This window comes from Pseudomonas sp. PB3P13 (assembly GCF_054897735.1).
On sequence record NZ_CM142702.1, the window covers coordinates 1,497,846 to 1,511,207 of the forward strand.

Here is a 13,362-nt window from a genome sequence, read left to right on the forward strand (position 1 = left end):
TGATGAGGTAACCTATAAGGTGCTTAATTGTTTCTGGATATTAAAGTTTACGTGCTATGCGCTGTCCCCATCGCGAGCAGGCTCTCTCCTACATTGGATCGCCTCCTTCCTGAAGAAATGCGATCCCTGTGGGAGCGAGCCTGCTCGCGATTCGGGCAACAGTGTTTCAGGCCGAAAACGACTTACCCGTATGGTTGTTCAACGAAATCACCTTGGTCTTGCCAATCCGGTGACGGTAAATCTCGCGCAGATACTTGATCGATTTTTTCACGCAGTCACGCGACAAGCGAATGTCGTTGATGGAGACGAACTTGTCCTTGTCGTTGATCAACTCGCGGTACTTTTTCTCGTACATCGGCTTGATCGCATACCAGTTGGTATCAAGAATCTTTGCCGGGTTTTCGAACTCGTTCAGAAGCTCGTCGATGCGGTCTTCATCGAAGTCTTCATTAATGATGAAGTCGAGAATCGAGTTGTCCAGCGTATCGTCAAATCGGTACGGCGTTTTAGCGAAGCAGCGCTTGATGAATGCCACGATCAGCGTCAGGAAATCGTCTGACAGGCATGGGCTCTTGGCAATCAACGTGGTCAGCGACAAGTTGGCCGACGCGCCGATCACCAGCGCATAACGCTTGAGCGTGGTATTCGGGAACAGGCTGTTGAGGTGCGTCTTCAACCGGTTCAAGTCCATGTAGGACAGTTTGTAATCTTTGGGTAGCGACACGATCGACACCACCGACGAGCAGTTTTTAAAGAAATGCAGGTCGTGCAACGCGGCCGCGTCATAACCGGAATTCTTGTACTGCTCCAGCGAAGCGCGATAACGCTTGGATTCAATCGGTAACAGGCTGATGCCTTCGATCGCCTGAGTCACTTTGTTGAAGTGCGGCAAGTCGATCGAGCGGAAGAACAGATCATCGATGTTCAAGCGCTGCGGCTCTTTCTCGAAGACCTTGAACTTGTCGTTGCTCGGCGGCGGTGTTTCTGGCACGACGGACTCGGCGTAGGCAATCGCCACTGGCCCCGCCAGGCTCATGAACAGATCGTTGGCGTCGAGGCGGATGGTTTCGCCAATGTCGATACCGGCGCGACGGAAGTAGTTCTGGTCGTAGTCCGTCGTCACCGCCTGCGCAGTCAGAATGTTGAAAATCTGTTGCGAGATGTATTGGTTGGCATGCTTTTCCATCGCGTTGACGTCGATGTTCTGGATGTTGCCGTCATCGCTTTCTTCGGCGTAACGCATGATGTCGTTGGAGATCAGCATCATCGCGTTCCAAGGGCGGATGCGACCCATGACGCTGGCTTCGCTGCTGTCTTCGTTGGCAAAGTTGTAAGAGAAGTCCCACTCTTCTGACAGGTATTTACACAGCAGGCGCCCGGCGTTGATGTGCAGCGCCTCGGACATTTCGCTGCGGTGATCGGAAATGTTCGGCAGTACGCAGATGCCGCTGGTGAAGATCGGCTCGAAGACGAAGGAGTGCCCGCTCTTGCTGTCGTGCTCATCCATCGGTTTGGTGTCGAACGTTTTGTTCATGTAGGAATGCTGCTGAGCCAGGCCGAACTCCGAAGCCATGCCCGAACCCGTACCGCCACCGGCACTGAAAATCGAAAAATACAGGCGCGACTGGTTGGCCTTGATACCGCAGCTGTCGATCAGGTATGAGTGAATCATTTTCCAGTCCGGGCTGGAAAAACGCTGGGTGTCCTTGTTCAGGATAATCTTCGCCAGGTACTGGCCAAGGATCGGCGCGTTACCGGCGCCACCGGCGTGGACTTCCGACAAGTCCATGATTTTCATCTTACTGTAGTCGCGCAGAAAACCGCTTTTCTCGCCCTTGCGAGAGAAACGAATGCGCCCGGCAATGTCTTTGTCGAGGTCGCCGAGCATCACCAGCGGCTCCACCAGAAATACCGGTTTGGCCGCTTTGCCCGAACCCAGGCGCAAGTTGTTGCGAATCCACTGGGCCGGGCTATAGCCCTTTTCGGCGTAGCGTTTGTCTGGCGAAGGGCGGTCTTCGTTATTGAATTCGTTGAGGTAGAACTTGCGGGCGTTGTACACCAGCTCGGCGACGTCCAGCGCAATGTTCGAACCGCAGCGACCCAGGCCGATCAGGCACACCGACGGGAATTCCTGATCACTGTGCGGTTCGCTGTCGCCTTCCAGATGCGCAGGGCGCGGGAACACCATGTCGCGCAGCCCGTCGAGGTTGTCGAGGATGCGGTCGGTGTTGGTTTCGGTGAAGTACAGGTATTGCTGGCTGGCCAGAGGTCGCGCCGGGCTCGTCGGTTTCAGGGACGAGGGACTGTTTGCCGCAGGGCTGAGTGTCAGGTCGGATATCGCGGTGGCCGGATTATTTTTGGAGGTCATTGTGCGCCATGTACCTGGACTAGTCGGTCGGCGACAGTGTCGTCGAACCGTCACGGATTGGGTCTCGCGTCTGTTTTCAGCGAGTGTTTGGCCCAAGCGTCAGGTTGTGAGCCTGAGCATCACTGGGGGAATCCTTTCCTTGGTCTGGATGAATCGGCCACTATTCAGCGATCTTTAATCAAAAGGAGGCGAAATGATGTCAACCATCCCTTCGTTGGGTTTTGCCGGAATCGGCCTCATGGGGCTGCCGATGTGCCGGCGATTGCTGGCTGCGGGGTATTCATTGACGGTATGGAATCGCAACCCGGACAAATGCGCACCGTTGGTTGAAGCGGGGGCGCGCCAGGTCGGCACGCCGGCGGAACTGTGCGAGCACGCCGACGTGGTGATGTTGTGCCTAGCGGACACTTCGGTGGTGCGTGAAGTGGTGTTCGGCTCGGGCGGGATTGCCGACGGTGCGAAAAGCGGCCAGTTGCTGGTGGACTTTTCCAGCCTGGAGCCCACCGCCACGCGGGAAATGTCCGCGCAGCTTGTCAGTCAAACCGGCATGACCTGGCTCGATGCGCCGGTGTCTGGCGGAGTGGTTGGCGCCGAGGCGGGTAGCCTGGCCATCATGGTCGGTGGCGAAACGGCTGATCTGGAGCGTGTGCGGCCGGCATTACTGACCTTGGGTCAGCGCGTAACGCACATGGGCGGCGTCGGCGCTGGCCAGGTGACCAAGGCTTGCAATCAGATGATCGTTGCCTGCAATGCCCTGGTGATTGCTGAAGTGGTGGCATTGGCCGAACGTTCCGGAGTTGACGCCGGGCTGATCGCCGAAGCGCTGGCGGGTGGCTTTGCGGATTCCAGACCCTTGCAGATCCTGGCTCCGCAGATGGCACACAGTGAGTTCGAACCGGTGAAATGGCACGTGCGCACGTTGCTCAAAGACCTCGATACGGCGGTCAAATTTTCCCGTGAACAAGGCTCCGCCACCCCGATCAGCGGATTGGCCGCACAACTGATGCGCCTGCATGGGGCGCAGGGTTATCTGCAAAAGGACCCGTCAACGTTAGTGCGGCTGTACCGCCAGCCAGACTCAGCGGATTGACTCGGCGCAAAGATTTGCGCAGATCGATGTCGATCAGTGTCGAGCGTACTTCCCCCAGTGGCACGGGTCGACCGAGCAGGTAGCCCTGGACGAAGTCGCAGCCGTTGCGTTCGAGAAACTCGAATTGCTCGACGGTTTCGACACCTTCGGTGACCACTCTCAAATTGAGGGTGTGGGCCATGGCGATAATTGCCTGGACGATTTCCATGTCCTGAGTTGCACGGGGGATGTCCTGGATGAACGAGCGATCGATCTTCAGCGTGTTCAGTGGCAGGCGTTTGAGGTAAGCAAGTGAGGAATATCCGGTGCCGAAATCGTCGATCGACAACGAAACGCCGAGGGCGCGAATTTGCCGCAACAACACCAGGGTGTTGGCGATGTTGCCCATCAGCGCGTGCTCGGTGACCTCCAGTTCCAGGCGATGCGGCGGCATCCCGGTGCGTCGCAGCGCCTGCTCGATTTCCCCGGGCAGGTCTTCCCTGGCCAGACTCAGCGGTGAACAATTGACCGCAATGATCAGGTCGTCGCACTCCTGATGCGACAGTTGCGCAAGGTCTTCGCAGGCTTGGCGCAGCACCCAATTGTCCAGTTCGGCAATCAGGCCATTGGCCTCGGCGATGGCGATGAAGCGGTCCGGCATGAGCAGCCCGTGCACCGGATGTTGCCAGCGAACCAGCGCCTCGATTTTGCCGACCCGTGCGGTTTTCAGGTCGTAAATCGGTTGGTAACAGAGCATCAGGCCACTGTTTTCGCGCAAGGCGTGGCGCAGTTCTTCTTCGAGTTGCAGCTCTAGGCTGGCGCGTGTTTTCAGGCCGGCGTTAAAAAAATTCAAACTGTTGCGGCCGCAGCCTTTGGATTGATACAGCGCCAGATCGGCGTGCTTGAGCAATTCCTCGCAGGTGGTCCCGTCTTCTGGAAACAGGCTGATGCCGATGCTGGTGGTCATGACCATGCGCCGCCCGGCCAGCTCGATCGGCTCCTTCAGATTCGACATGATGCGCTGCGCCAGGTAGCGTGCTTCTTCAGGCTCGTGCAGGCCGATCAGCAGGCAGAATTCGTCACCGCCGAATCGCGCCACCACATCCTCTTGACTGCGCATCGAAGCCTTGATGTGGCTGGCCAGAGCCTTGAGCAATTCATCGCCGGCGTCATGCCCGAGACTGTCGTTGATTCGCTTGAAATGGTCGATGTCGAGAAACATCACCGCCAATCTGCCGCCGTCCCGGGTTTTCTCGCTGAGCTTTTCGGCAAAGATCTGGTTGAAACCGCGGCGGTTGAAAAGGTTGGTGAGGGCGTCGTAATGCGCCACATGTTGCAGTGACAGGCGTGCCTGATCGAGTTGCTCCAGCAGGGCATTGACGCGCTGCAGATCGCGTTCCTTGTGCTGCAGTTTCTTGTCTGCCAGTGCCGCACTGATGCTGCTGCCGATAATCAGGAGCGTCATCGTTGCCACGGTCAACCCCAGTTGCAGATGATTATTGTCGCCGGGCAGCGTCTGCAGACTGCCGGTTGGCATGACCAGACTGAGCGCGGCCATGCCGGTGAAGTGCATGCTGATGATGCCGGCTCCGAGGATCAGGCTGGCGCTGTATTTGAGCAGTTGATGAACAAGGCCGCTGCCGTTACGCAAATGGCTCGACACCACTAGCGCCGCCAGGCTGGCGCCGATGGCAATCGCGATGGACAGCGCAAATAATCCGGGGTGGTAATAGGCCTGCGCATTCGAACGCATCGCCGCCATGCCCACGTAATGCATGGTGGCAATGCCCAACCCGATGCATATCGCCGCCTGGACGTATTGCCACAGGTTGAGATGAGGATGACTGAGCGTGTGCATCGCCAGCCATGAAGCCAGCAGCGCGATCAATAGTGAAAGCAGGGTGATGGGCAGTTCGTAGTGGATTTCAATGGGCGCCTCAAACGCCAGCATGCCGATAAAATGCATCGCCCAGATTCCGCCCGCCAGGCACGCCGATCCGACGCCGCGCCAGAGCCATTGCGAGGCGGGCTTGTCCGAATGCCGCAGCCGTTCTGCCATGTCCAGCGTGGCAAAACCACCCGCGCACGCCACCAGATAGGCCAGGAGCACGAGAAAAAAGTCATGTGTGCAATTGAGTATTACCTGCCCGTCGCTCGGTAGCTCGGTAATAAAATGAAAACCAAGCCACTCCATAGCAATCCCCGTCGCCATCTTCGCGTTTACATTGCGCCAGCCAATAATCTCCTCGGAGTATAGAAGCGAGTTCAAGCAGTGATGGCACTTTGTTGGCATTTATTTTGGAATGAGGATTAGCACGATACGAAATAAATTGTTGCGTTGCCCGTTTGTAAAGCCATGGTCGGGTATCAGCTTTACGAATAATTACAGACAGCTTGAACGCGCGTGACTAGATTGCATGCTCCGGGCTCGATGCATCGGCAGTGAAGCCCCACTAACAATAAAGAGACGGACCCATGCAGAACTCGACCCAAGCGGCGAATGCCTGGCGCATTCTGTTCCTGCTGTTCCTGGCCAACCTGTTCAATTTTTTCGACCGCACCATTCCGGCCATCATCATCGAGCCGATTCGCATGGAATGGTCCCTCAGCGACTTTCAGCTAGGGATCATCGGCACCGCATTCACTATCGTTTACGCCATCGCAGGCCTGCCCCTGGGGCGCATGGCTGATACCGGCTCGCGCGCCAAACTGATGGGCTGGGGCCTGGCGGCATGGAGCGGGCTGACAGCGGTCAACGGACTGGTGGGCAGTTTCTGGACCTTCCTGATCGTGCGCATGGGCATCGGCATTGGCGAAGCCAGCTACGCACCGGCCGCCAACTCGCTGATCGGCGATCTGTTCCCGGCCCACCGTCGCGCACGTGCGATGGGCATCTTCATGCTCGGTCTGCCGCTGGGTCTGTTGCTGGCGTTCTTCACCATCGGCTGGATGGTCAAGGCGTTCGACAGCTGGCGCGCACCGTTCTTCATCGCCGCGGTGCCTGGGCTGATCCTGGCGGTCTTCATGTTCTTCATCAAAGAACCCAAGCGCGGCGCTGCGGAAGCGGTGCAGGTATCACAGGAGCGCGTCGACCGGCCGATCCGTCGGGTGCTGGCGGTGCCGACGTTCCTGTGGCTGGTGATGGCGGGGCTGTGCTTCAACTTCGCCACCTATGCCTGCAACTCGTTTCTGGTTCCCATGCTGCAACGCTACTTCCTGATGCCGTTGCATGAAGCAGCGGTAGCGACCGGCATTATTGTCGGCGTAACCGGCCTGTTCGGATTGACGCTGGGTGGCTGGGTCGCGGACAAGATTCATCAGCGGGTTGCCAATGGCCGACTGCTGTTCGCCGCGTTCAGTCTGATCATCTCGACCGTCTGCACCGGTTGGGCGCTGCATGCCGGGCGCATCGAAATCGGCCTGTTTGTCGGTGTGTTCAGCCTGGGCTGGTTGTTCGCTTACAACTTCTACACCTGCGTTTACACGGCGATTCAAGACGTGGTCGAACCGCGCTTGCGCGCCACGGCCGTGGCGTTGTTTTTCGCCGGGCTGTATTTACTGGGCGGTGGTTTGGGCCCGGTGGTGGTGGGTGGTTTGTCCGATCACTTCGCGCACACGGCGATGCTGGCGGCCGGTGCCGGGCAAATGACTGAAGCGTTCAAAGCGGTCGGGCTGCACGACGCGATGTACCTGATCCCGGTCGCACTGCTGCTGACCATGGTATTTCTGTTCATGGCATCGCGCAGTTTTGTGCGCGATGCCCAGCGGATGAAGGATGGGTTGGTGGCGGTGGTAGAGCCCGGGGCTGCTGCGGCGACTGCTTGATCGCCATCGCGAGCAAGCTTGTCCCCCAGGGATTCTGTAATGCTCACCATCCTGTGGGAGCGAGGCTTGCCCGCGAAGAGGCCATCAGCAGCACAGGTGCAGTCAGTCCATGATAAAAAAGGCCCGCATCGCTGCGGGCCTTCTTTTTCACCGGTGGAGCAGGGCGCTTAACCCGCGACCAATACCCGAATCGCTTCCAGTCGCAACGCCGCTTTATCCAGCATCGCCAGACCTTGCTCGCGCTGTTGGCGCAGGGCAACCAGCTCGCTGTCGCGTACTGTCGGGTTGACGGCTTGCAACGCGGTCAGACGCGCCAGTTCTTCATCGGTGTCGGCGGCCAGACGACGCTGCGCTTCAGCCACACGTTCAGCGTGACGCGGGAAGATTTTCTGTTCGCCGGCATTGATCCGCGGCGTCAGCTGATCGCGCTGGGCCTGGATGAACTTGTTGGCGCTGGCACGCGGCACGCTTTCCAGCTGCTCGTTCAGCGTCTCGAACGCTACGCGCGCCGACAAGTCATTGCCGTTGGCATCCAGCAGGCAACGCAGGGCGGCCGGCGGCAAGTAACGCCCCAGCTGCAGTGAACGCGGTGCAACCACTTCGCTGACGTAAAGCAGTTCGAGCAACACGGTTCCCGGTTTCAGTGCCTTGTTCTTGATCAGCGCCACGGCGGTATTGCCCATCGAGCCCGACAGGACCAGGTCCATGCCGCCCTGAACCATCGGGTGCTCCCAGGTGATGAACTGCATGTCTTCGCGAGACAGCGCCTGGTTGCGGTCGTAGGTGATGGTCACGCCTTCGTCGTCGCCCAGCGGGAAACTGGCATCGAGCATCTTTTCACTCGGCTTGAGGATCAGGGCGTTTTCCGAATGATCTTCGCTGTCGATGCCAAACGCGTCGAACAGGGTTTCCATATAGATTGGCAGGGCGAACTGGTCGTCTTGCTCAAGAATGTCCTCGACCAGCGCATCGCCTTCACCCGCGCCGCCGGAATTGAGTTCCAGCAAACGGTCGCGGCCGGTGTGAAGCTCGGCTTCCAGACGCACGCGTTCGTCGCGGGCTTCGTCGATCAGCGCTTGCCACTCGCCGTCATCGGCGCTTTCCAGCAGCGGCAGCAGGCGTGCGCCGAACTGATGTTGAAGCGCGTTGCCGGTCGGACAGGTATTGAGGAAGGCGTTCAGCGCTTCGTGGTACCACTGGAACAGGCGCTCTTGCGGGCTGGTTTCCAGGTACGGCACGTGCAGCTCGATGATGTGCTTCTGGCCGATGCGATCGAGACGGCCGATGCGCTGTTCCAGCAGGTCCGGATGCGACGGCAGATCGAACAATACCAGGTGATGCGAGAACTGGAAGTTGCGGCCTTCACTGCCGATTTCCGAGCAGATCAGCACCTGCGCGCCAAATTCTTCGTCGGCGAAGTAAGCGGCAGCGCGGTCACGCTCCAGGATGTTCATGCCTTCATGGAACACCGTGGCCGGGATGCCGGAACGTACGCGCAGGGCGTCTTCCAGGTCCATGGCGGTTTCGGCGTGGGCACAGATCACCAGCACTTTGGTGCGTTTGAGCATTTTCAGTGTGTCGATCAGCCATTCGACGCGAGGGTCGAATTTCCACCAGCGCTCTTCTTCGTTGACATCCGGCTGTGCCTGGAAGCTGACTTCCGGGTAGAGCTCGGCGTGCTCACCCAGCGGCAATTCGAGGTATTCGTCCGGGCAGGGCAGCGGGTAGGGGTGCAGTTTGCGTTCCGGGAAACCCTGCACCGCCGCGCGAGTGTTGCGGAATAACACGCGGCCGGTGCCGTGACGGTCCAGCAATTCACGCACCAGACGCGCGCTGGCTTCGGTGTCGCCATCGTTGACGGCGGTCAGCAGCGCCTCGCCTTCATTACCCAGGAAACCGTGAATGGTCTTGTGCGCTTCGGGGGACAGACGCCCCTTGTCCATCAGCTCCTGAACGGCCTCGGCCACCGGGCGATAGTTTTCGCTCTCGGCGCGAAAGGCGTGCAGGTCATGGAAACGGTTCGGGTCAAGCAGGCGCAGACGGGCGAAGTGGCTGTCCTGGCCGAGCTGTTCCGGAGTGGCGGTCAGCAGCAGGACGCCAGGAATCACTTCGGCGAGTTGTTCGACCAGCGAATATTCTTTACTGGCTTTCTCTTCGTGCCAGACCAGATGATGGGCTTCGTCAACGACCATCAGGTCCCAACCGGCGGCGAACAGCGCGTCTTGCGCCTTCTCGTCTTCGACCAGCCACTCGAGCGCAACCAGGGCGAGCTGAGTGTCTTCGAACGGGTTGGTGGCATCGCTTTCGATGAAGCGTTCTTCGTCGAACAGCGCAACCTGCAGGTTAAAGCGGCGGCGCATCTCTACCAGCCACTGGTGCTGGAGGTTTTCCGGAACCAGAATCAGCACGCGGCTCGCACGGCCCGAGAGCAGTTGGCGGTGGATCACCAGGCCGGCTTCGATGGTTTTGCCCAGGCCCACTTCGTCCGCCAGCAACACCCGTGGCGCGATGCGGTCGGCGACTTCACGGGCGATGTGCAATTGGTGCGCGATGGGTTGCGCACGCACGCCACCCAGGCCCCAGAGCGAGGACTGCAATTGGCGGCTGGTGTGTTCCAGCGTGTGGTAGCGCAGGGAAAACCAGGCCAGCGGGTCGATCTGCCCGGCGAACAGACGATCGCTGGCCAGACGGAACTGGATAAAGTTCGACAGTTGGGTTTCGGGCAGCGTAACGACTTCGTTCTGTGCGTTGAGGCCGTGATAAACCAGCAGACCATCGACGTCGTCGACTTCCTGGACGGTCAGCTTCCAGCCTTCGAAATGCGTGATCGAATCGCCCGGCGAGAACCGCACGCGGGTGAGGGGCGCATTCCGTAGCGCGTACTGGCGAGTGTCGCCAGTAGCCGGATAGAGCACGGTCAACAAGCGGCCGTCCTGTGCCAGAACGGTGCCCAAACCCAGCTCGGCTTCGCTGTCACTGATCCAGCGTTGCCCCGGTTGATACTGCTGCGCCATGCTGCCTGACTCCCACCTTGAAAAAGCGGGCTATCTTAACGGAATGCAGGCTTCAGGGCCAAAGGAATAGGTGCAACGGCAAGCTTTAAGCGGCAAGCTGCAAGGAAAGGCTGACCCAGATATCGATCGAAAAATGCACCAATGAGTGCCAATCAGGTCACAGTTTGCGACCGATGGCTCAAGTCGCCATCCGCGCAGCCGACAGACTGCTGACAGGAGACCCATAATCATGTTGCCACCCATGCTCCCTCTGAGCGCCGTGCCCATTACTTCCCAACAGGATCCGGTGCGTCAGCGCCCGGAGATACCGCCCGTCGTGCCGGTGCAGGAAAGCTCCAACGAAAGCACCATCGACCTGCAACAACGCGATGCGGAAGAAGCGGCCTACCAATTGCGCGAGGAACAGCGGCGCAAGCAGGAGCGCGACAAGCGTCGCCGTGAAGCCGATGAAGATCCGGAACAACATCTGCCGATTCCGGGCCACGTTCTCAATGCCGACAATACGGTGCCGGTCGCGCCGCTGATTGACAATGAAGAACGCCAGGGCCTCTGGGTTGATATACAGGTTTGAGCCTGTGGCTGGTCAGCGCAGTCGCCGTGCCGCATTATTGTAAAAAACCCAAGCGATGCACTGAACGCCATGAGCCAAGATGACAAACTGATCGACCTCAATTCCGAACGCGCCAAGCGAGTTCATGACCTCAACGAAAAACGCCTGAACGAAGTACGCCAGGCTTTTGAGCAGGCCATGCCATTGGGCAAAGCCAAGAAAAAAAACAAGAACAAACCGAAAAAGCGTTGAAACACCCTGCATGAATTGATGCAGGTCAGTTTTACCCCCTCCTTTACGTTCATTATCGAGCGACATTGACCCCGGTCAATTTTCTTTCCTGCCTGATTGGTTAACCTGGCCCTATCGCAACAGGGCAAGTGCTGGAGGCCAGTCATGTTTTTCGACAATGTGGTGATCGCCGGAGTGCTGACCGTCAGCCTCATGGTTGTATTCTTCGCAGGATTTGGATTTTTTATCTGGAAAGATTCGCACAAGCGCAAGCTGTAGAGCTTTCGGGATGTATTGAGCACGCAAGGCATTTTGGGCAACTTCGGTTGCCCTTTTTTTATCTTGGATTCTTGGTAGGAGCGAAGCTTGCTCGCGAAGGCGGCGTGTCAGCCGTTGTCGATGGTGAATGTAAAACCGTCTTCGCGAGCACGCTTTACTCCTACAACAAGCGGGCGGTGTCTGCGATATTTGTGCAGGCACAAAAAAGGCGCGGACCTCACGGAACGCGCCTTTCTCGTTGCGGCGATGGATCAGCTGCCCAGGGCCTTCGACGCCAGCCAGAACAGGCCGGCCGACAGCCCTACGGTCGCTGGCAGGGTCAGGACCCAGGCCAACAGGATGGTCTTCACCGTGCCGCCTTGCAGGCCGCTTTTGTTAGCGACCATGGTGCCGGCCACGCCTGACGACAGCACGTGGGTAGTGGACACCGGCAAGCTGAAGATGTTGGCCATACCGATCAGGCTGGCGGTGGTGATCTGCGCCGACATGCCTTGGGAATACGTCATGCCTTGTTTGCCGATTTTCTCGCCAATGGTCAGCACCACGCGTTTCCAGCCGACCATGGTGCCCAGGCCCAAGGCCAGTGCCACCGCCAGAATGACCCAAAACGGCGCGTATTCAGTGGTGGCCGTCAGGTCTTTGCGCAGCTTGTCCAGGTCCGCTTTTTCGCGAGCCGCCAAAGTAGGCAGCTTGCCGACTTTCTTCGCGGTGTCGTCCAGGCAGAGCAGGTAACGACGTACCTCAATGCGGCTGTCGGGCGGCAGCGAGTGGTAATCCGCAACGCCTTTGAGCGTCTCCAGCAGGGCGGCAATGGTCGGTTCTGTCTGTTGCGGGTTGCAACGGAATTTCTCCGGCAAGTCGCCTTCGACGCTTTTGCCAAGGGCCAGGTATTCACCCAGCGTGTCGGCATTGCGCTTGTAGAACTGACTCAGGTGCAGGGTCGCATCGCGGGTCCGTTCAATCTGGTAAGTCGAGCTGCCCAGGTCCAGTACGAACTGCGCGGGAACAATGCCGATCAGCACCAGCATGATCAGGCCGATACCTTTCTGACCGTCGTTGGAGCCGTGCACGAAGCTGACGGCCATGGCCGAGATCACCAATACCAGGCGATTCCAGAATGGTGGATGCTTTTTGTCGTCGATCTTGCGGCGTTGTTCCGGCGTCTTGTGCATTTTTGACAGCGGACGCCACCACTTAAGCCCGATCAGAATCAGCGCAGCGACCAGGAAACCGGCCATCGGCGAGAATACAAGAGAGGCGCCGATATCAATCGCCTTCTGCCAGTTCACACCATCGGCCAACGGAATGTCGTTGATCAACGCATTGGCCAGGCCGACACCGAGGATCGAACCGATCAGCGTGTGAGAGCTGGAGGCCGGGATACCGAAGTACCAGGTGCCCAGGTTCCAGGTGATGGCGGCGGCGAGCAGCGAGAAAACCATGGCCAGTCCGTGACCGGTATTCACATTGATCAGCAGTTCTACCGGCAGCAGATGGACGATGGCATAGGCCACGCCGACGCCGCCCAACAGCACGCCGAGAAAGTTGAACACACCGGAAGAGAACACGGCCAGATGCGGCGGCATGGCTTTGGTGTAAATAACGGTGGCCACCGCGTTAGCAGTGTCATGAAAGCCGTTGATGAACTCGAAGGCGAGGACAAAGGCGAGGGCGAGCAAGAGGCTCACAAGCACCCAAGCATCCAGTCCGCTGAATAAATCGATCATGAAGGTTTTCTGACCCGGTCGTAAGGGGGCGCGATTATGCCAGAAAAGTGTGAAAATCGATGCACTGAGTGCTCGTCGGTAACATTCTTCAACGAATTAATTTGCAACACCACCCTGTGACCCCAGGGTTTGGCTGGCCTTGCAAGTGGTTGAATTTATTTCAAAAGCAAACAGGCAACAGTGTTTTGCTCGCGTCTGCGAGAAGCTAACAGCGCGTGAGAAATTTCTGAGAAGCGGGCCGGAAATGGGCCGTCGGCCTCATTCGATAGATGAGGTCGCCGCTGCCCGCTCGTAGCTGG

Annotated in this window: 9 protein-coding genes; 5 read left to right on the top strand and 4 right to left on the bottom strand. The window is 58.5% G+C overall.

Annotation, left to right across the window (positions count from 1 at the left end; translation table 11 throughout):
* Positions 1 to 166 precede the first annotated feature (166 nt).
* The gene (locus tag ACYZT1_RS06685) at positions 167 to 2,368 is read right to left on the bottom strand and encodes a hypothetical protein (protein ID WP_462018233.1); all 2,202 of its coding nucleotides are present in this window, start codon (positions 2,366 to 2,368) and stop codon (positions 167 to 169) included.
* Between the two features lie 193 nt (positions 2,369 to 2,561).
* On the opposite strand from ACYZT1_RS06685, the gene ACYZT1_RS06690 reads away from it, so the two are divergent.
* Positions 2,562 to 3,458, top strand: a complete 897-nt coding sequence (locus ACYZT1_RS06690; RefSeq protein ID WP_462018234.1) for an NAD(P)-dependent oxidoreductase — start codon at positions 2,562 to 2,564, stop codon at positions 3,456 to 3,458.
* On the opposite strand, the gene ACYZT1_RS06695 is transcribed toward ACYZT1_RS06690, so the two are convergent.
* A complete protein-coding gene (locus ACYZT1_RS06695) occupies positions 3,349 to 5,631 on the bottom strand; it encodes a putative bifunctional diguanylate cyclase/phosphodiesterase (RefSeq protein WP_462019200.1) in 2,283 nt (760 codons plus the stop codon). The genes ACYZT1_RS06690 and ACYZT1_RS06695 overlap by 110 nt on opposite strands.
* Before the next feature lie 281 nt (positions 5,632 to 5,912).
* On the opposite strand from ACYZT1_RS06695, the gene ACYZT1_RS06700 reads away from it, so the two are divergent.
* A complete protein-coding gene (locus tag ACYZT1_RS06700) occupies positions 5,913 to 7,262 on the top strand; it encodes a spinster family MFS transporter (protein ID WP_462018235.1) in 1,350 nt (449 codons plus the stop codon).
* Positions 7,263 to 7,429: 167 nt separating this feature from the next.
* Here ACYZT1_RS06700 and rapA read toward each other — a convergent pair whose 3' ends face one another.
* On the bottom strand, positions 7,430 to 10,276 hold the full coding sequence (gene rapA / locus ACYZT1_RS06705; protein WP_462018236.1) for an RNA polymerase-associated protein RapA: 2,847 nt from the start codon (positions 10,274 to 10,276) through the stop codon (positions 7,430 to 7,432).
* Between the two features lie 229 nt (positions 10,277 to 10,505).
* Between rapA and ACYZT1_RS06710 the strand changes: the two genes are divergently transcribed.
* The 3 genes from ACYZT1_RS06710 (at position 10,506) to ccoM (ending at position 11,336) form a co-directional block, all read left to right on the top strand.
* Positions 10,506 to 10,847, top strand: a complete 342-nt coding sequence (locus ACYZT1_RS06710) for an aspartate-semialdehyde dehydrogenase (protein WP_462018237.1) — start codon at positions 10,506 to 10,508, stop codon at positions 10,845 to 10,847.
* Between the two features lie 69 nt (positions 10,848 to 10,916).
* The gene (locus tag ACYZT1_RS06715) at positions 10,917 to 11,078 is read left to right on the top strand and encodes a hypothetical protein (protein WP_462018238.1); all 162 of its coding nucleotides are present in this window, start codon (positions 10,917 to 10,919) and stop codon (positions 11,076 to 11,078) included.
* Between the two features lie 144 nt (positions 11,079 to 11,222).
* Positions 11,223 to 11,336 (top strand): cytochrome c oxidase subunit CcoM, encoded by a 114-nt coding sequence (ccoM, locus tag ACYZT1_RS06720; protein ID WP_462018239.1) that lies wholly within the window; start codon positions 11,223 to 11,225, stop codon positions 11,334 to 11,336.
* A gap of 251 nt (positions 11,337 to 11,587) precedes the next feature.
* Here the strand turns inward: ccoM and ACYZT1_RS06725 are convergent, their stop codons facing one another.
* Positions 11,588 to 13,063 carry an inorganic phosphate transporter gene (locus tag ACYZT1_RS06725; RefSeq protein WP_462018240.1) on the bottom strand — a complete coding sequence of 492 codons (1,476 nt, stop codon included), beginning with the start codon at positions 13,061 to 13,063 and terminating at the stop codon, positions 11,588 to 11,590.
* Positions 13,064 to 13,362 lie beyond the last annotated feature (299 nt).

Coding starts and splice junctions, on each gene's coding strand:
- ACYZT1_RS06685 (WP_462018233.1), bottom strand. CDS start 2,368: ATGACCTCCAAAAATAATCCGGCCACCGCGATATCCGACCTGACACTC.
- ACYZT1_RS06690 (WP_462018234.1), top strand. CDS start 2,562: ATGATGTCAACCATCCCTTCGTTGGGTTTTGCCGGAATCGGCCTCATG.
- ACYZT1_RS06695 (WP_462019200.1), bottom strand. CDS start 5,631: ATGGAGTGGCTTGGTTTTCATTTTATTACCGAGCTACCGAGCGACGGG.
- ACYZT1_RS06700 (WP_462018235.1), top strand. CDS start 5,913: ATGCAGAACTCGACCCAAGCGGCGAATGCCTGGCGCATTCTGTTCCTG.
- rapA (WP_462018236.1), bottom strand. CDS start 10,276: ATGGCGCAGCAGTATCAACCGGGGCAACGCTGGATCAGTGACAGCGAA.
- ACYZT1_RS06710 (WP_462018237.1), top strand. CDS start 10,506: ATGTTGCCACCCATGCTCCCTCTGAGCGCCGTGCCCATTACTTCCCAA.
- ACYZT1_RS06715 (WP_462018238.1), top strand. CDS start 10,917: ATGAGCCAAGATGACAAACTGATCGACCTCAATTCCGAACGCGCCAAG.
- ccoM (WP_462018239.1), top strand. CDS start 11,223: ATGTTTTTCGACAATGTGGTGATCGCCGGAGTGCTGACCGTCAGCCTC.
- ACYZT1_RS06725 (WP_462018240.1), bottom strand. CDS start 13,063: ATGATCGATTTATTCAGCGGACTGGATGCTTGGGTGCTTGTGAGCCTC.